We start from the raw sequence: 16957 nt of genomic DNA on the forward strand, positions 1-16957 counted from the left end.
ACTACGTAATAGGTTATCTATCCAACATAATAAGAGATATTTTAGACATAATTGCGCTTATGTCTATAATATCGACCTAGACTAACCTCAGCCACTGCTTCCGAACTTGGACCTTCCTGCCTCGCCGCCCGCCACACCCGCTTCCGGCCTCCTCGCCATCCAGCCGACGCCGCTGGAGCAGTTGCACCTGCCGGCGGCGCTGTCCGGACGCGACGGCAGCAACCGCGCGCCCGCCACCGCCGCCCGCATCGCCGCGGCCGACGACCTGGCCGCCGTCACCGCCTGGCTCGCGCGCTATGCCGACAGCGCGGCGACCGTGAACGCCTACCGCCGCGAGGTCGAGCGGCTGCTGCTGTGGGCCGTGCTGCAACTGGGCAAGCCGCTGTCGTCACTGACGCACGAGGACCTGCTGGTCTATGAACGCTTCCTGGCCGACCCCCAGCCCGCCGCGCGCTGGGTGCTCGCCGGCAGCAAGAAGCTCGGCCGCGGCCATCCGGACTGGCGCCCGTTTGCCGGGCCGCTGTCGCCGGCGAGCGTGCGCCACGCGCTGGTGATCCTGAACGCCCTCTTCGCCTGGCTGACCGAGGCCGGCTACCTGGCCGGCAATCCGCTCGCGCTGGCGCGCCGGCGGCGCGCGCCGACGCAGCCCCGCATCACCCGGTACCTGAGCCACGAACTGTGGGAAACCGTCAAGGACACGGTCGAGGCCATGCCAACGGAAACCGCGCGTGAGCGGCTGCATGCGGCGCGCTGCCGCTGGCTGTTGAGCGTGCTCTATCTGGGCGGACTGCGCGCGGCGGAAGTCACCGGCACCACCATGGGGGCGTTCTTCTGCCGCCGCGATGCCCAGGGCATCGAGCGCTGGTGGCTCGAGGTCACCGGAAAGGGAAACAAGACCCGGCTGGTGCCAGCCACCGACGAGCTGATCGCCGAACTGGCGCGCTACCGCCGCGCCCACGGGCTGGCACCCACCCCGCACCCCGGCGAAACGCGCCCGCTGCTGCTGCCGGTGATCGGACGCGCAGGCCGCGAGCACCATGACAAAGGCCTGTCACGCGGGGCGCTACACCTGATCCTGAAGGAAGTGTTCGGCCTGGCGGCCGCGCGCCTGCGCGCGCGCGGGCCGGAATGGGCGGCGCAGGCCGATGTCCTGGCGAGCGCCTCGGCCCACTGGCTGCGCCATACCGCCGGCTCGCACATGACCGACCGGCAGGTGGATCTGCGCTATGTCAGGGATAATTTTGGGCATTCGTCGATCTCCACGACCAGCGGCTACCTGCACAGCGAGGAGGATGCGCGGCACGAGGCGACACAGGAGCGGCATCGAATCGGCTGGGGCACCTCCAACAAGGAAATCCCCTGATTCGCGAAGATTCGGGTCGCCCGTTTGGATGCTGCTGTCTCCAGGTAAGACCATGGAAACCACTAATTCGGCGTGATGTTCGCACGCTGAGCAGTGGCGCGCATCAGCGGCAGTTCCTTGCTGATCATGGCGCTGACCTGCCCCGGGCCCGCGTAGTTCGGCTCCAGCCCGTTGGCCAGCAGCTTCTGCTGGACCTCATGGTCTTTCATCGCCTGCGCTACCGCTTTTTCGAGCCGGGCGCTGACGTCGGCCGGCAAGCCGCGCGGCGCCGCAATGGCTACCCACGAGTCGGCGTCGAAGCCCGGATAACCCGCTTCCGCGACGGTGGGCACGTCAGGCAGCAGCGTGGCGCGGCGGGCGCCCATGACCGCGACCGGCTTGATCTTGCCGCTGCGGATATGGGGCAGCGACGCGGCGACCGTATCGACCGAGAACGGAATCTGCCCGCCGATCAGGTCGGCCACAGCCGGCGCACTGCCCTTGTACGGGATGTGCTGCAGCTTCATGCCCGTAACGCCCAGCAGCAGCTCGCCTGCGAAATGCCCGGTGGTGCCGGTACCGAAGGACCCATAGACGTACTTGCCCGGCGCAGCGTTGACCGCCGCAACCATCTGCGGCAGCGTATCCACTGGCACCACCTTGTTCGCCAGCACAATCAGCGGTACGCGCGCCACCAGCCCGACGGGCTCGAAGCTTTTCACGGGGTCATACGGCAGGCTCGCGTTGATGGCCGGATTGACGGTGAATGTCGAGCCCGAACTGATCAGCAGTGTGTAGCCATCGGCCGCGGCCTTGGCCACGTAGCCGGCCCCGACGATGGTGCCGGCACCGGCGCGGTTCTCGATCACCACCGGCTGGCCCAGTGCATCGCCAAGGCTCTTGCCGACGAGCCGTCCGATCATGTCGACCGCCCCGCCGGCCGGAAACGGCACCACCAGCGTGACGGGCCGGACCGGATACGCCGATGCCGCGTGGGCCCCGACGGCGGCAACCGCCAGCGCTGGCAGCGCCAGCGCCCGGGCCGCCACGAAGGCTCTGCGCAGGGACGAATGTAGAGTGGGATTCATCGCAGCACCTCCGTGCGTCGGTCAGCCGTTGCGGAACAGGAAGCTGTAGGCGTTCAGGGCCGGTGCTCCGCCGAGATGGGCATACAGCACGCGCGAGCCTTCGGGGAATTCGCCGCGCCGGACCATGTCGATCATCCCCTGCATCGATTTCCCCTCGTAGACCGGGTCGGTCATCATGCCTTCGTACTTGGCGCTCAGGCGGATAGCCTCGAGCGTGCTTTCGGACGGCAGGCCATATTCGGGGCCGCCATAGCGCTCGTCGAGGACCACGTCGGCGTCGACGATATCGCGATCCAGTTCCACCAGCCCCGCAGTATGCTTGGCGATGCGCAGGATCTGCGCGCGGGTCTGGGCGGGCTTGGCGGAGGCATCGATACCGATCACGCGATCAGCCCGGCCGTCGGCGGCAAAGCCCACCACCATGCCCGCTTGCGTGCTGCCCGTGACCGAACACACAACGATGTAGTCGAACCTGAAGCCCAGCTCGGCCTCCTGCGCGCGCACTTCCTCGGCAAAACCGACGAAGCCCAGGCCGCCCAGCGGGTGCTCCGAGCAGCCGGCCGGGATCGGATACGGCTTGCCGCCCTCCTGGCGCACGCTCTCCATGGCCTCTTCCCAGCTCTTGCGGATGCCGATGTCGAAGCCGTCGGCCACCAGGCGCACGTCGGCACCCATCATCCGGGACATCTGGATGTTGCCGACCCGGTCATAGACCGCGTCGGAGTAATTGACCCAGTTTTCCTGGACGAGCACGCACTTGAGTCCCAGGTGCGCGGCCACGGCGGCCACCTGGCGCGTCTGGTTCGACTGGATGCCGCCGATCGAGACCAGCGTGTCGCAGCCTTGCGCGAGTGCGTCCGGGATCAGGTATTCGAGCTTGCGGGTCTTGTTGCCGCCAAAGGCCAGGCCGCTATTGCAATCCTCGCGCTTGGCGTACAGCTCGACCTTGCCGCCAAGATGGGCAGAGAGACGCTTGAGCGGCTGGATGGGCGTGGGGCCGAACGTCAGGGGATAGCGGGCGAAACGCTTGAGATTCATGGTGGCGACTCCAGGGTTAGGGGTGTTGTCCCGTCATCGGTGTGCCTCACAGCAACCCGGCGATGCGGCGATGCGGCGACGGACTCTATCCTAGAAAAAAAGCCACGAAACGTGCTTGCAAAGAAGCGTGCTTTTGAACACTATTAATAGGTATATCTACTCTTAAGCCGTAGAAAATTCTTTTACAGATCAAATGAAAGAAACAAAATTTCGCACCAAATCAGCCCCCGATGCTCCGGTTCGGGCTGCGTCGCAAACGCCCCCATCCGCGCCCCATGTGGACACGCTCGACCGCGCCGACAAGGCGATCCTGCGCGCCCTGCAGCAGGACGCCTCGATCTCCAACGTGGCCTTGGCCGCAAAGGTCAACCTGAGCCCGCCGGCCTGCCTGCGGCGCGTGGAACGACTCAAGGAAATGGGGCTGATCCGTGGCATCGTGGCGCTGCTGAACCCCGCTGCGCTGGATGCGGGAATGCTTGTGATGATCGGCGTGGTGCTGGATCGCTCCACGCCCGAATCCTTCGCGCTGTTCGAGTCTGCCGCGCAAAAGGTATCCGGCTGCATGGAATGCCATGTCGTGACCGGCGAATTCGATTACTTCATGCTGGTGCGCACAAGGGACAGTGAGAGCTTCAACCGCCTCCATGCGGAACAATTGCTCTACCTGCCGGGCGTGAGGCAGATCCGGTCATTCATGGTGCTCAAGCAGGTGCTATCGACGACGCAGTTTCCTATCTGATGGGCCCACGTCGGCTGCGTCGGGGGAAGGGCCAGGTCCCGCCGCGCATCGAAGCATATGAATTAATCCGGTCGAAGTAAACCGGCCTGCACAATCCGCCGGACCTGACGCAAGCCAGGCCGGCCGGTCCCCTTTTTCAATCCTATCATCCAACGCGTCAGCGCAAGAATCGTCCACCGCAGCGCACGGATGTTCTATTGCGATGACCGCCGGTGCCTGTAGCGTTTCGACGACTGTCCCACCAGTCCGAGGTCGCCACACACCTTTCGGTTCCCATGCGGGCCCTGTCCCTAACCGCCCAAGTCGTTGGGCTATGAGAAGAGGAATGTCGACTATGTCTTCTAGTTCTGTTCGTTCCGACGGAAGCCAACCACATTCTGGTGATTGTTGCGGCTCAACCATGCCGCTGCGCCTGACAGTCAACGGCACGCTGCATCGCCTCGATATCGATCCGCGCGAATCCCTGCTTGACGTACTGCGCGAGCGCCTGGACCTCACGGGCACGAAGAAGGGATGCAACCAGGGCGCGTGCGGGGCCTGCACGGTGCTGGTGGACGGGCGCAGGATCAACGCCTGCCTGGCTTTGGCCGCAATGTATGACGACGCCCACGTGAGCACGATCGAAGGCCTGTCATCGGCCGACGGCGACCTGCATCCGCTGCAGGCCGCGTTTATCGCGCACGATGGCTTCCAATGCGGATTCTGTACGGCTGGCCAGATCATGTCCGGCGTCGCTTGCATCAATGAGGGTCATGCCACCTCGGCCGACGATGTGCGCTTCTGGATGAGCGGCAATATCTGCCGTTGCGGGGCTTACCCGGGGGTTGTCGCGGCGATCGCAGAGGTTGGTGGGAGGAAGCTGCCATGATCCCCTTCACACTGCAGAAAGCCGGCTCGGAAGCCGAGGCGTTGGCGGCGGCCGCGGCCGGGGCCCGCTTCATCGCCGGCGGCACCACGCTGGTCGACCTGATGCGCGAGCACGTGGAACAGCCCGCGCAGCTGGTCGACATCAACGCGCTGCCGCTGAACCATATCCGCGTGGAGGGCGACGAGCTGGTCATCGGTGCGCTGGCCCGCATGTCCGATGTCGCCGCGCATGCCGACGTTTGCCGGCTACACCCGTTGATCGCCGAGTCGCTGGTCGAGGGCGCCTCACCCCAGTTGCGCAACATGGCCAGCATCGGCGGCAACCTGCTCCAGCGCGTACGCTGTCCTTATTTCCGCATGCTCGATGCCGCCTGCAACAAGCGCTCGCCGGACAGCGGCTGCGCCGCCATTGACGGCCTGCACGCGGGCAATGCCATTCTGGGCGTCAGCGACCATTGCTCCGCCACGCATCCGTCCGACCTTGCGGTCGCGCTGGTCGCACTGGACGCGGTGGTCCATGTACGGGGACCGCACGGCGCGCGCCACTTCGCCGTGGAAGACCTTTACCTGCTGCCCGGCACCACGCCGCATCTCGAACACGCATTGCGGCCCGGCGAACTGATCGTCGAGGTCCGGATTCCACCGCTCGCTTATGCACGGACAGCGCGCTACCTGAAGGTGCGGGACCGCGCCTCCTATGAATTCGCACTGGTATCGGCGGCGGCGGCATACGAGGTCAGGGATGGAGCGATCCAGGCCGCTCGCCTCGCTTGCGGTGGCGTTGGCACCCGCCCGTGGCGCATGCGCGCCGCCGAACTCGCACTGCAAGGCAAGCCGCCGACGCGCGCCAGCTTCGAGGCGGCAGCGCTTGCCACGATTGCAGGCGCCACGCCGCTGCCAGGCAACCGCTACAAGGTCGCGCTGCTGCAGCGAACCGTGGTACGAGCCCTCGAACTCGCAGGAGAAGGCAGATGAACGCAAACCATATCGGCCAGCCGCATGCCCGCGTCGACGGGCGCGCCAAGGTGACCGGCAGCGCGCGGTATGCCGCCGACTTCAACCAGCCCGGGCAGGCCTACGCGGTGATCGTGGGCGCTTCGATCGGACTGGGTCGCGTGACCGCCCTCGACGCCGAAGCCGCGCGCCGGCTGCCAGGGGTATTGGCGGTACTGACCCACGACAACGCGCCGAAACTGGCGTACGCCCCGCACAAGGGTTTTATCGACCCTGAACACGGCGAACGTCTGCATGTCCTGCAGGACGATCGCGTCCGCTTCTACGGGCAGCCGGTTGCCGTGGTCGTGGCGCAGACGGTGGACCAGGCCGAACACGCGGCTCGGCTGCTGCAGATTCGCTATGCAGAAGAGCGGCCGGTCTCCGACCCGCTGGACCAGCGCGCCGAGGCCGTGGTGCCCGAGGCGGGACGCGAGCCCGGTCCTCATTCGGCGGACCGGGTCCGCGGCGACCCAGAGGCCGCACTGGCCGCGCTGGCCGCGGCGGCCGTCAGCATCGACGTCACCTACGATGCCGCGCGCGAGAATCACTTCCCGATCGAGCCCAACGCCACCGTTGCCGCCTGGGAAGGCGACCGGCTGACGCTCTGGAGCAAGAGCCAGTTCGTGGTGAACGAGCAGGCCGAGATCGCAGCGATCTTCGGCATCCCCGCTGAAAACGTCCACGTCGTCTGCCCGTTCATCGGTGGCGCCTTCGGCACCAGCCTGCGCACCTGGCCGCACGTCACGCTGGCGGCGCTCGCCGCCAGCGAAGCAGGCAGGCCTGTCAAGCTGGTGCTGTCGCGGCGACAGATGTTCCATCTGACGGGACACCGGCCGCGCACCGTGCAGCGCATCGCGCTGTCGGCGACGCCCGACGGCAGGCTGACCGGCATCGTGCACGAAGGCACCGGCGAAACCAGTCGGTACGAGCAGTTCACCGAGGCACTCACTTCGGTGACGCCGTTCCTCTATCGCTGCCCCAATGTGCGCACCCGCTACCGGCTGGTGCCGCTGGACATCGGCACGCCGACCTATATGCGGGGTCCGGGCGAGGCTACCGGCGTCTTTGCGCTGGAATGCGCGATGGACGAACTGGCCCACGCTCTCGAGATGGATCCGCTGGAACTGCGACGGCGCAATGAACCCGAGCTCGACGAAGGGATGCAATTGCCGTTCTCCAGCCGCTCCATGCTGGCCTGCTATGCGCGCGGCGCCGACGCGTTCGGCTGGTCGCGCCGCACGCGCGAGCCGGGCTCGATGCGGGATGGCCGGCTGCGTATCGGCTGGGGGATGGCCTGTGCCAGCTACCCCGTGTTCCATGGCCAGGCCAGCGCCCGCGTGCGTCTGCTTGCCGACGGAACGGCCGAAGTGGAAGCCGCCGCCAGCGACATGGGCCCAGGCACCTACACCTCGATCACCCAGATTGCCGCCGAGACGCTGGGACTGCCGATGGCCAGCGTGCGCTTCAGCCTGGGCCGTTCGGATTTCCCGCCGACTCCGCCACATGGCGGCTCGATGACGCTCGCGTCGGTGGGCTCAGCGGTGCGTTCGGCCTGCCTGGCCGCGCTGGAGCAGCGCCAGGCACGCGTGGATGGCACGGATGGCGCCATCGAAGCCAGCGCCACGGCTGGCCCCGATGCCGAGGTGCGCAGCCGGTTTTCCATGCATGCCTTCGGTGCGGTGTTTGTCGAAGTCGCCATCGATCCCGATGTCGGCACGATCCGTGTCCGGCGCGTCGTCGGCGCCTATGGTGCGGGTCGTATCGTGAATCCGCGGTTGGCAGCCAGCCAATGCACGGGCGGGATGGTCGGCGGCATCGGCATGGCCCTGATGGAGCGAACTGCGCTGGATCCGCGCGATGGCCGACCAGTGAATGCGCACATGGCGGATTACCTCGTGCCCGTCAACCTGGATATCCAGGGGCTGGAGGCGCATTTTGTCGACGAGGTCGATCCCCATGTGAACGAGCTGGGCGTCAAGGGATTAGGTGAAATCGCACTGGTGGGCGTGGCCCCGGCCGTGGCCAATGCCGTGTTTCACGCAACCGGAAAGCGCGTGCGGGAGCTGCCGATACGCATCGAGCACCTGGTCGAGCACTAGTCCGGCAGGTGCGAAACATGCCGCCGACGCCGCCTGCAACGGGGGCGTCGGCGGATCCGCAGGTTCAACGCGATTTTCAGATGTGTGGCTGGTTGCACGACGTGCTGGCCCCTTCGAATCCCAGGGCTTTTAGCGATCCGCCTGCGTTCAACGTGTGATCCGGTTCGCGAGCCAGTGAATGAGCGGTGCCGCGACGATGACGACGGGCAGCACTGCCGCCCAGGAAAGGAAATACGCACGCAGCCAGTGCGAAATAAACGTTCCCTCCGCGACGAACTGCATGCTTGCGATCGCTGATGCCACCGCACACGTTACGCCAGCCTGTATCGCGCCAAACGCAAAATGGCTGTACTCCTTTGGAATCTTCCACATCTTGTATCTGCCGATTTCCAGTTACCCCACGCGCCACCTGACCGCGCGAAACACCGGGCCGGCTGGCGCGGTGCGTGGTTGCAGCCGCGCCGCCCGCGAAGGCGGCGCGCCGGGTTCCGGTGCTAGCGGGCCGGATTGAGCACGAAGTCGAAGTCGAGCCGGTAGGTGCCGTCGGTCAGGCGGACCCAGTCGCCGATCAGGGACTTGCGCACGCCGAACACGGCGTCGGAGTCGAGATACTTGTCGCCGCGCCTGAAGACGTGCGTGACCAGCGTCTCGTAGCCAGGCGCCTTGATCATGAAGTGCAGGTGCGCAGGCCGCCATGGATGGCGGCCGGTGGCGCGCAGCAGCTGGCCGACGGGACCATCGTCAGGAATCGGATAGGCCTGCGCGACGATGGAGCGGAAATGGAAGCGGCCATCAGCGCCCGACTTCAGCACGCCGCGGCCTTGGGCCACTTCAAGCCCTTCGTACTGCACGTCATAGTGGCCGTCAGCGTCCGCCTGCCAGGTTTCCACCACGGCATCGGCAACCGGACGGCCGTCCACATCCGTGACCCGTCCATAGACCATGCAGGGCTCGCCCTTTGCGCCGTTCGCCACATCCGCGCCATGCTCGTAATGCGGCGCGCCTTCGACGTGGAAAGGACCGAACACGGTAGCCTCGGTGCAGCCTTCCGGCTTCTCCTGGTTCATTGCCACGGTCAGCATCGACAGGCCCAGCACGTCGCTGAGCAGGATGAACTCCTGGCGCTTGTCGTCGCACATCTGGCCGGTGGCGGTCAGGTAGTCGATCCCCTGCTTCCATTCGATCTCGGTCAGCCGTACCTCACGCGCGAAGTCGTGCAGGTGCCGCACCAGGCTGGTCATGATCTCCTTCGTGCGCGCCCTGGGCGTATCGGCCAGCCGTGCAATGACGGCCTTGGTCAGGTTATGCTGGTCATACTCTTGCATCGCTGGACTCCCGGCCACTAGGCAAGTTGGCAGGCCTGCTCGAACGACAGGCGCGGACTGCGGGCGAACACCTTTTCGGGGTCGCCGTGCCCAAGGCCGCAGATGAAGTTCGAGCGGATGCTGGTGCCGGCGAAGAAGGCCTGGTCGACGGCCTGGTTGTTGAAGCCGGACATGGGGCCGCAATCCAGTCCCAGCGCGCGCGCCGCGGCGATGAGATAGCCGCCTTGCAGCGTGCCGTTGCGAAACGCCGTGGTGTTGGCGAAATCGACCTTTTCGTCGCCCTCGAACCACGCCTTGACCGCCGGGTTGTGCGGAAACAGCTCAGGCAGCTGCTCGTAGAAGCGGGTGTCGTAGCCGACGATCGCGACGACCGGCGCAGCCATGGTCTTCTCGACATTGCCCGGCGCCAGTGCCGGACGCAGCTTCGCCCTTCCTTCCTCCGTCCGCACGAACACCAGCCGGGCCGGCGAGCAGTTGACCGAGGTCGGGCCAAACTTCATCAGGTCATAGAGCTCCCGCAGTTTGCTGTCGGCCACCGGCGTGGGCAGCCAGCCGTTCTGGCTGCGTGCGCCGCGGAAAATCTTGTCGAGCAGATCATTCGTTTGCATCGTTCCCTCCTTGCATGTTTCAGGTGTTCCGGCCAGGCAGCGCTGGCCGGAGGGTCAGGCGGTCAGGCGGTCACACAGTCATCGTGCCGCTCAGGGCCAGCTTTTCCTGGTGGCGCGCCGAATCCAGCGCCTTGGCGTAGCCGGCGGTGGCCTTGTATTCGCTCTCGTTGCCTTCGCTCAGTTCGATGCCGCAGACCTTGCGAGCCAGGGTGCCGTAGGGGCCCGCGCCCGAGAACTCGGCGCGTTGCATGGTCAGCATGCGGATCGCCTGCAGCGGGGTGCCGTTGAAGTTCTCGAAGACGAACAGGCGGTTGCCCCAGTCGGTCAGGAACAGATCGCGGATCACGCGGCCGATCTTCACGCGGTCGTGCGGCTTGCCCACCGGACCGTTGTTCATGCGTTCGAACCAGCTGTTGAGCGCCTGATCGTTCCACTGGTCTTCGCTCGCGAAGATGAGCGCGCTGCGTCCGGAGAGATCGACCAGCTCATAGATCATCTGCGAGAAGTTCTCGAGGTAGAGCGCCCGGCCGAAGTCGTAGATCAGGATGTTCGGCTTGTAGGCACCACCCGGCGTATGGAAGCCCAGCTCTTCGCTGGCGACGATGTGCGCGAGCATGGCCTGGTGGAAGCCGATCAGCTTGGCCACGCGAGTCTGCACTGCCGGGATCTTGCTGGTACCGATATGCTCGGTGATCAGGATCGCCAGGCCGGCCATCAGCTCGGCGCGCACCGACTGGCGGATGAGGGCGTGATAGTGCAGCCAGTCGAACACACGCTGCGGGTAGAGCTTGGCGTGCTCGGGATTGCCCAGGTGGAACACATGCGACCATGGGATGAAGACGTTCTCAAATACCGTCATGCCGTCCAGTTCGTCGCCCTGCGCGGCCAGAGGGTGCTCGATGGGGTCGTCCTTGACCACGCTCTCACGACAGACGATGGTCACGCCCGGGGTGTTGACCGGCGTGGCGGCGAAGATGACCTGGTCGCCCGGGATACCAGGGCGGAAGAACACGCCGATATGGATCCAGTCCGCAAAGGCGACGCCAGTGCCGATAGCCTTGACCCCTGACACGATGATGCCCTTGTCGTTCTTCTCGATGACGCGCAGGCCGGGCGAGCGCTGCTGGGCATCCGGGCTCGAGCGGTCCATCTGCGGGTCGACGAACTGCGGCGCGCAGTTCAGATCGTGCTTCCTGGCGAAGTCGACGAAGTCGACAATATTCTTTGCCTTGACCTTGCCCTCGGCGCCGATCGTCTGCGTTTCCCACGGCGACGGGTCGTCAATGTAGGTCTGCAGTACGTAGTTGTTGACGTCCGGTGTGCGCGGAAACGAAGCGCCGGCCATCTCGCGCATGATCGTCTCGTGGTACTTGCGCTTGCGGCGCAGCTGTTCCTTGTCGAAGTGGCCGAACCACTGCATGGTGCGGCGTTCGCCGTCGGTGTCGATGAAGGTCATCACGTCCTGCAGGTCGGGACGATGGTGCAGGTCGTAGAAGTCAGCGTGACGCTGCGCGTAGTCCCGCGTCTTGGGGTGCGTCGCGACGTTGTCGATCTTCTCATTGCCGACCCATACGTTGCGGCCGTCGTTGAGCGATTCCAGGTACTGCTTGCCAGTGCGAATCATCGCGAGGTCTCCTTGGTGGTTTTTTCGGGGTGTGACAGTCCCTGCCCGGGGGAAGGGCATATGGACGCGGATAGGAATTTCGGGTGCCGCCTGGCGCGCGCCAGGCCGCCGTATGCGGACTTAAGCCCGCCTTAATCCCGCCTGAAGCCGGCCTGAAGCCGGCCTTACGCCGCGACTGGCTGCGTGGTGGCGTAGCTGCGCCGGCAGTAGACCAGCGGCGTGTCGTTGCTGCTTTCGGCGCCGGAACTGCCGAGCACCTGCGCGACGAAGACGCTGTGGGTGCCGATCTCGAACTGGTCGACGACCTTGCAGTCGAGCGCGACGACGGCGGATTTGCTGTATGGCGCGCCGGTGGCGAACACGTCCCAGCTGTCACCGTCAAAGCGCTGCGCCATCGGCACCGCTCCGGCTCCGGCGAACAGTTGGGACACCGCGGTCTGGCTGGCGTGGAGCCAGTTGATGCTGGCCACGCCGTTGGACTTGATCACGCTGTTTGCCGCGCTGCGGCGATTGATGCAGAAAAGCACGGTGGGCGGCGCATCGCTCACTGAACAGACAGCCGAGCACGTGACGCCGGCGCGGCCGCCTGCGCCGTCGGTGGCAATGACGGTCACGGCGGTGACCGCACGCGACAAGGCGTCGCGGAAGCTGGTGGCGTCGATGGCGGCATCGGTAAAGCGACTCGCGCCGGCTTCGATGAAGGCTGCGGACGACATGGCGATCTCCTCCTTGTTGGGGCCTTCCTCGTTGCCCATGCGACTGGGCCTGGAGGAAGCTTTGTCTCTGGAAACCCTGCTTTCTGATCTGTGCCAGCTGTGTGAAACTAGACTACAGCCGAGCCGGCCCGTTTGCTAATCACCTCGCGTCATGGACACTATTCCCCAGCGTCATGAAGACGAACTCAGCCTGAATCAACTGCTGGTGCTGGATGTGCTGCTGAGCGAGCGCAGCCTCACCAAGGCAGCGCGCGTGCTCAACCTGACCCAGCCTGCGTTGAGCAAGACGCTGGCGCGGCTGCGCCAGTATTTCGGTGATCCGCTGTTCGTCCGCGTCGGCCTGCGCATGGAGCCGACACCCAAGGCACTGGAGCTGGCCGAGCCGGTGCGGGGTATTCTCCAAAGCGTGCGTGCGCTGCGCGCGGACCATGTCGGCTTTGACCCGCGCACCAGCCAGCGCAGCTTCAGCTTCTTCCTGCTCGATGCCGGTGCCTCGCAGATGCTGCCGCCGCTGCTGAGCCGTCTGGCGGACGAAGCGCCGGGCATCCTGGTGCAGGCGGTCAACGCCGATGCCACGCATCTCGACATCTGGCTGGAGAACGGCCTTGTCGACCTGGCCATCGGCTCGTTCCCCGGGCTGACGCAGAGCATCCGCCGCCAACTGCTATGGCACGAAACCTACGGCGCGGTCGTGCGCAAGGACCATCCGCGGCTGGCCCGGCTTGGCGATCGGGATGCCTTCATCGCCGAGAAGCATGTGCTGGTCTCCGCGGTGGGCACCGGCCACCAGCACCTCAGCATCGAGCGCGCCATCGAAGCCGCCGTGCCGCACACCAATATCATCTGCCGCGTGCCGAGCTTCGCCACTGCCGGCCTGATTGCCAGGCATTCGGACGCCGTGGCGGTCTTGCCGCTGACCCTCGCCCGTGCGCTTTGCAAGGACCTGGATCTGACGGTAGTGACGCCACCGCTGACGCTGCCCGGCATGGACATCGCCCAGCACTGGCACGATCGCGTGCACCGGGAGCCGGGCAACCAGTGGATCCGCGCGCTGGTGCACAGGCTGTTTGCCCGGCACGATGCCGTGGCGGGCGCGGCTGCCGGGGCGGACATGGAGCGATGAGCGCTGGTTATAGTCACCATGAAGGCAAAGGATTGGCGTCCTGCGCCATCGCCTCCTAGCATGCGGTGCATGACAAGAGGAGGAGAGCATCATGCAGGTGACAAGGCAAGCAGACCCGCTGCGTCTGGCGGCAGTTCGCGCCGACGCCCGGCAGCGCGGTATCGGTGCGCTTCTTCAACCCGGCGCCGGCCTAGCCGTCGAGGCACCCATGCAACGTCCGCGCGAGACGAGACGCCTCCCTTGCATCGGTGACGTTCGCGAAGCCCATTACCAGACCACGTGGTGTGCGGCGCGTGCGTCCGTTCGCATACCAGATCGACAGCGGCAGCACCGCGAGCCCCGCGTCGCCTGCGCGCGAGGCAACAGCCACATCGTCGACGGGACCATCGGGGCCGTCGGCAAACCGGACCGCGAACTGGATTCCGCCGTGCGGCAAGGCGACAAGCATGCGCTCCCCGAACGCCTGCTCCAGCGCATGCGCAATCAGCATGCGTCGCTGTCCGTACAACGCGCGCATCCGCTTCACGTGCCGCGCAAAATGCCCCTGTTCGATAAAGTCCGCCACGGCCGCCTGCAACAGCATCGGAGAGCCGGCGTTCATGCTGCAGGCCACGCGCCCGACGCGTTCGACAGCGCGCTCCGGCACCACGGCATAAGCCAGACGCAGTCCAGGGAACATCACCTTGCTGAAGGTGCCGCAATAAATCACGCTATCGTTCCTGTCGAGGCTTTTCAACGCCGGCAGTGGGCGGCCCGTATAACGAAACTCGCTGTCGTAGTCGTCCTCGATGATCCAGCGAGACCCTTTCGCCGCCCAATCCAGCAGCGCCATGCGCCTGGCGAGCGACAAAGTGTGCCCGAGCGGGGCCTGATGCGATGGCGTAACCAGTGCGAAACGCGCCTGTGGGTCCAGCGCGATGCCGCGCTCGACATCGATGCCTTCGCTATCTATCGGCACCGGTACCAGCTGGACGCCGGCTTCGGCCAGAAAGCCGCGCGCGAGCAGATAGCCGGGATCCTCGAACCACATGCGGTCGCTGGGGCTCGCGAGACTGCGCAAGACAAGTTCCAGCGTTGCGCGGTAGCCCGCGGTAATGAATACCTGTTCCGGCAGGCACGCGACGCCGCGCGACAAGCCAAGATAGGTGGCAATGTGTTCGCGCAGCGTCCGATACCCGACCGGGTCCGGGTAGGCGAGCATCGCGCGTTCACCGCTACGCGCGCAACGCGAGACAAGCCGGTTCCAGAGCTTGCGCGGAAACGCGTCGAGCGCCGGCAGCCCGGGTTGCAACGGCTTCGGCTCCCCGCTCATCGCCACCGCGATGGCCAGCCGACGCGGTGCCGGCTGCCGGCTGCACGATGGATCAGGCACTGTGGACGCGCCCTCCTCCTTCGCGCGCGTGTCCTGCCGCACCTGCCTACTCGCAGAACGCGTCACCGCCGCCGGCAGCGAGGCGGATACGAACGTCCCCGCCGCACCCCGCATCTGCAGGTAGCCCTCATCGACTAGGATGGTATAGGCCATTTCGACCGTGCCCCGGGCCGTATTCAATTGCGTGGCAAGGCCCCGAAGCGCGGGCACGCGATCGCCGGGACGCAGGTGCCCTGCCGCGATCGCCGTCCTGAACCGCTCGCAAATCTGCATGTAGATCGGCGAGCGGTTCTGGCGATCGATTTCGATGGCCAATGAGGAAGTCCGTGCGGTCATGATCAGCTCGCGGGCAATGGAGTGCGGAATGGGGAAAGCAGAAGGGGCTTGGCCTAGTCATTTCGATAATTCTTGGCCCTTATCCATAGGGCATGATTGTTCCACAATAATCTCACGCGATGCGACGGGGACAGGCACCTGCATGAGATGCCGCCCCACCAGGCGCACCGCGCACTCCCAACCTAATCTGGAGAATTTGCCATGAAGATCGTTGTAATCGGTGGTTCCGGCCTGATCGGCTCCCAACTTGTCGCGCTGCTTACCAATGCTGGCCATACGGCGGTCGCGGCGTCTCCGAGTACCGGCGTGAACAGCGTGACGGGCGAAGGATTGGAGCAGGCGTTCAAGGACGCTGACGTCGTCGTGGATGTGGCGAACGCACCATCCTGGGAGCCACAGGCGGTACTCGATTTCTTCCGCACCGCTGCGCGCAATCTCGGCAAGGCCGAAGTCGCCGCAGGCGTGCGCCATCACGTCGCGCTGTCCATCGTCGGCACCGACCGCATGCCGGGGAATGCCTATTTCACGGCCAAGGTCGCCCAGGAAGAGGCGATCGAAGCTGCCGGCGTGCCGTACACAATCGTGCGCGCCACCCAGTTCATGGAGTTCCTCGGCGGCATCGCGGATTTCAGCACGGACGGCACCACCGTGCGCGTCGGAGACGGACTGTTTCAGCCGATCGCTTCACAGGACGTCGCGGCAATCCTTGCGCAAGTCGCGCTGGAAGCACCGCGGAACGGCATCATCGAGATCGCCGGCCCGGACCGCGCGCCCTTCGCGGAGATCGTTGCGCGCTATCTGAAGTCGACAGGTGACGCCCGCTCGGTCGTGACGGACCGCGATGCGCTGTACTACGGCGGCCAGGTCGAGGAATTTTCTCTCGTACCGCTCGGCGACGCGCGGATCGGTCGCGTCAGCCTCGATCAGTGGCTGTCGCAAGCGAACAAGGAGTAATGCCATGAAAACAATTGTGTCGTTTGCCGCGTCGCTGATGCTGTCGTGCCTGATGGCGGCGCAGCCGGCGGTGGCTGCACCTGAAGCGAAGGTCACGCCCTTGCGGACGGAACCATTGCCCGAGTACCCGGGCAAGGAAGCTGAGATGATCATCGTGGAGTATCCGCCCGGCTCGGCCGACCCCGTGCATCGACATGATGCACACGCCTTTGTCTACGTGCTCGAAGGGAGCATTGTCATGGCCCTCAAGGGTGGCAAGGAGGTGACACTCAAGCCCGGCGATACCTTCCACGAAGGCCCCAATGACATCCATACCGTCGGGCGCAATGCCAGTTCCACACAGCCGGCCAGGTTTGTCGTGTTGCTGATCAAGAATAAGGGCGCACCAATTCTGACTCCCGTGAAGTGAGAATGGGTCCAACCGTCGGCCAACTTAGGTTTGTTTTCGGACAAGTGCATGCCGGCCCGGCCATCGCCATAGGCGATGCCTTTATAGTCAGGCGCGACAAACCAACCGACGGAACGGACCGATGAAAACTCGCGCAGCAGTTGCCTGGGGGGCGGGAAAGCCGCTAACGATCGAAGACGTAGACCTGGACGGCCCGCGCGCCGGGGAAGTGCTGGTGGAAGTGAAGGCCACCGGCATCTGCCATACCGACTACTACACGCTGTCCGGCGCCGATCCCGAAGGCATTTTCCCGGCGATCCTGGGCCATGAAGGCGCCGGCAT

Annotated in this window: 17 protein-coding genes; 9 read left to right on the top strand and 8 right to left on the bottom strand. The window is 65.4% G+C overall.

Annotated features, from left to right (window positions below; all coding sequences use genetic code 11):
• Positions 1 to 106: 106 nt before the first annotated feature.
• The gene (locus J8I34_RS25615; protein ID WP_209774453.1) at positions 107 to 1363 is read left to right on the top strand and encodes a tyrosine-type recombinase/integrase; all 1257 of its coding nucleotides are present in this window, start codon (positions 107 to 109) and stop codon (positions 1361 to 1363) included.
• Between the two features lie 62 nt (positions 1364 to 1425).
• On the opposite strand, the gene J8I34_RS25620 is transcribed toward J8I34_RS25615, so the two are convergent.
• Positions 1426 to 2430: a Bug family tripartite tricarboxylate transporter substrate binding protein gene (locus J8I34_RS25620; protein ID WP_209774454.1), complete on the bottom strand. Its 1005-nt coding sequence runs from the start codon at positions 2428 to 2430 to the stop codon at positions 1426 to 1428.
• Positions 2431 to 2451: 21 nt separating this feature from the next.
• On the bottom strand, positions 2452 to 3468 hold the full coding sequence (locus J8I34_RS25625) for a 1-aminocyclopropane-1-carboxylate deaminase (protein WP_209774455.1): 1017 nt from the start codon (positions 3466 to 3468) through the stop codon (positions 2452 to 2454).
• A gap of 193 nt (positions 3469 to 3661) precedes the next feature.
• On the opposite strand from J8I34_RS25625, the gene J8I34_RS25630 reads away from it, so the two are divergent.
• From J8I34_RS25630 to J8I34_RS25645, 4 genes are all read left to right on the top strand, one after another.
• Positions 3662 to 4207: an Lrp/AsnC family transcriptional regulator gene (locus J8I34_RS25630; protein ID WP_064737468.1), complete on the top strand. Its 546-nt coding sequence runs from the start codon at positions 3662 to 3664 to the stop codon at positions 4205 to 4207.
• A gap of 400 nt (positions 4208 to 4607) precedes the next feature.
• Positions 4608 to 5075, top strand: coding sequence for a (2Fe-2S)-binding protein (locus J8I34_RS25635; protein ID WP_245176129.1), 468 nt, complete (start codon positions 4608 to 4610; stop codon positions 5073 to 5075).
• A complete protein-coding gene (locus J8I34_RS25640) occupies positions 5072 to 6049 on the top strand; it encodes an FAD binding domain-containing protein (protein WP_209774460.1) in 978 nt (325 codons plus the stop codon). Before J8I34_RS25635 ends, J8I34_RS25640 begins: the two co-directional genes overlap by 4 nt.
• Positions 6046 to 8169 (top strand): xanthine dehydrogenase family protein molybdopterin-binding subunit, encoded by a 2124-nt coding sequence (locus J8I34_RS25645; protein ID WP_209807289.1) that lies wholly within the window; start codon positions 6046 to 6048, stop codon positions 8167 to 8169. The genes J8I34_RS25640 and J8I34_RS25645 overlap by 4 nt, the downstream gene beginning before the upstream one ends.
• A gap of 147 nt (positions 8170 to 8316) precedes the next feature.
• Here the strand turns inward: J8I34_RS25645 and J8I34_RS25650 are convergent, their stop codons facing one another.
• The 5 genes from J8I34_RS25650 to J8I34_RS25670 form a co-directional block, all read right to left on the bottom strand.
• Positions 8317 to 8541, bottom strand: coding sequence for a DUF2798 domain-containing protein (locus tag J8I34_RS25650; RefSeq protein WP_209774462.1), 225 nt, complete (start codon positions 8539 to 8541; stop codon positions 8317 to 8319).
• A 122-nt stretch (positions 8542 to 8663) separates the two neighbouring features.
• Positions 8664 to 9494 (bottom strand): 6-chlorohydroxyquinol 1,2-dioxygenase, encoded by an 831-nt coding sequence (gene tcpC, locus J8I34_RS25655; protein ID WP_209774464.1) that lies wholly within the window; start codon positions 9492 to 9494, stop codon positions 8664 to 8666.
• A gap of 17 nt (positions 9495 to 9511) precedes the next feature.
• Positions 9512 to 10102 carry a malonic semialdehyde reductase gene (locus J8I34_RS25660; protein ID WP_209774466.1) on the bottom strand — a complete coding sequence of 197 codons (591 nt, stop codon included), beginning with the start codon at positions 10100 to 10102 and terminating at the stop codon, positions 9512 to 9514.
• 70 nt (positions 10103 to 10172) lie between these two features.
• Positions 10173 to 11726, bottom strand: coding sequence for a 3,5,6-trichloro-2-pyridinol monooxygenase TcpA (tcpA, locus tag J8I34_RS25665; protein WP_029048883.1), 1554 nt, complete (start codon positions 11724 to 11726; stop codon positions 10173 to 10175).
• A 164-nt stretch (positions 11727 to 11890) separates the two neighbouring features.
• Entirely contained in the window at positions 11891 to 12442 is a 552-nt protein-coding gene (locus J8I34_RS25670; protein WP_209774469.1) for a flavin reductase, read from the bottom strand.
• 151 nt (positions 12443 to 12593) lie between these two features.
• Here J8I34_RS25670 and J8I34_RS25675 point away from each other — a divergent pair, with 151 nt between their 5' ends.
• Positions 12594 to 13565 carry a LysR family transcriptional regulator gene (locus tag J8I34_RS25675; protein WP_029048885.1) on the top strand — a complete coding sequence of 324 codons (972 nt, stop codon included), beginning with the start codon at positions 12594 to 12596 and terminating at the stop codon, positions 13563 to 13565.
• Positions 13566 to 13755: 190 nt separating this feature from the next.
• Here J8I34_RS25675 and pdxR read toward each other — a convergent pair whose 3' ends face one another.
• On the bottom strand, positions 13756 to 15273 hold the full coding sequence (gene pdxR, locus J8I34_RS25680) for a MocR-like pyridoxine biosynthesis transcription factor PdxR (protein WP_209807290.1): 1518 nt from the start codon (positions 15271 to 15273) through the stop codon (positions 13756 to 13758).
• A gap of 201 nt (positions 15274 to 15474) precedes the next feature.
• On the opposite strand from pdxR, the gene J8I34_RS25685 reads away from it, so the two are divergent.
• The 3 genes from J8I34_RS25685 to J8I34_RS25695 all read left to right on the top strand — a co-directional run.
• On the top strand, positions 15475 to 16227 hold the full coding sequence (locus J8I34_RS25685) for an SDR family oxidoreductase (RefSeq protein WP_209807291.1): 753 nt from the start codon (positions 15475 to 15477) through the stop codon (positions 16225 to 16227).
• A gap of 4 nt (positions 16228 to 16231) precedes the next feature.
• Positions 16232 to 16636, top strand: coding sequence for a cupin domain-containing protein (locus J8I34_RS25690; RefSeq protein WP_209807292.1), 405 nt, complete (start codon positions 16232 to 16234; stop codon positions 16634 to 16636).
• A gap of 121 nt (positions 16637 to 16757) precedes the next feature.
• Positions 16758 to 16957: alcohol dehydrogenase catalytic domain-containing protein (locus J8I34_RS25695; protein ID WP_209807293.1), on the top strand; the 200-nt coding region annotated here is incomplete at its 3' end.

The organism is Cupriavidus phytohabitans (genome assembly GCF_017815025.1).
GTDB lineage: Bacteria > Pseudomonadota > Gammaproteobacteria > Burkholderiales > Burkholderiaceae > Cupriavidus.

Bases quoted from the DNA above. Each gene is read 5' to 3' on its own strand.
- J8I34_RS25620 (WP_209774454.1), bottom strand. From the start codon at position 2,430: ATGAATCCCACTCTACATTCGTCCCTGCGCAGAGCCTTCGTGGCGGCC.
- J8I34_RS25625 (WP_209774455.1), bottom strand. From the start codon at position 3,468: ATGAATCTCAAGCGTTTCGCCCGCTATCCCCTGACGTTCGGCCCCACG.
- J8I34_RS25630 (WP_064737468.1), top strand. From the start codon at position 3,662: ATGAAAGAAACAAAATTTCGCACCAAATCAGCCCCCGATGCTCCGGTT.
- J8I34_RS25635 (WP_245176129.1), top strand. From the start codon at position 4,608: ATGCCGCTGCGCCTGACAGTCAACGGCACGCTGCATCGCCTCGATATC.
- J8I34_RS25640 (WP_209774460.1), top strand. From the start codon at position 5,072: ATGATCCCCTTCACACTGCAGAAAGCCGGCTCGGAAGCCGAGGCGTTG.
- J8I34_RS25645 (WP_209807289.1), top strand. From the start codon at position 6,046: ATGAACGCAAACCATATCGGCCAGCCGCATGCCCGCGTCGACGGGCGC.
- J8I34_RS25650 (WP_209774462.1), bottom strand. From the start codon at position 8,541: ATGTGGAAGATTCCAAAGGAGTACAGCCATTTTGCGTTTGGCGCGATA.
- tcpC (WP_209774464.1), bottom strand. From the start codon at position 9,494: ATGCAAGAGTATGACCAGCATAACCTGACCAAGGCCGTCATTGCACGG.
- J8I34_RS25660 (WP_209774466.1), bottom strand. From the start codon at position 10,102: ATGCAAACGAATGATCTGCTCGACAAGATTTTCCGCGGCGCACGCAGC.
- tcpA (WP_029048883.1), bottom strand. From the start codon at position 11,726: ATGATTCGCACTGGCAAGCAGTACCTGGAATCGCTCAACGACGGCCGC.
- J8I34_RS25670 (WP_209774469.1), bottom strand. From the start codon at position 12,442: ATGTCGTCCGCAGCCTTCATCGAAGCCGGCGCGAGTCGCTTTACCGAT.
- J8I34_RS25675 (WP_029048885.1), top strand. From the start codon at position 12,594: ATGGACACTATTCCCCAGCGTCATGAAGACGAACTCAGCCTGAATCAA.
- pdxR (WP_209807290.1), bottom strand. From the start codon at position 15,273: ATGACCGCACGGACTTCCTCATTGGCCATCGAAATCGATCGCCAGAAC.
- J8I34_RS25685 (WP_209807291.1), top strand. From the start codon at position 15,475: ATGAAGATCGTTGTAATCGGTGGTTCCGGCCTGATCGGCTCCCAACTT.
- J8I34_RS25690 (WP_209807292.1), top strand. From the start codon at position 16,232: ATGAAAACAATTGTGTCGTTTGCCGCGTCGCTGATGCTGTCGTGCCTG.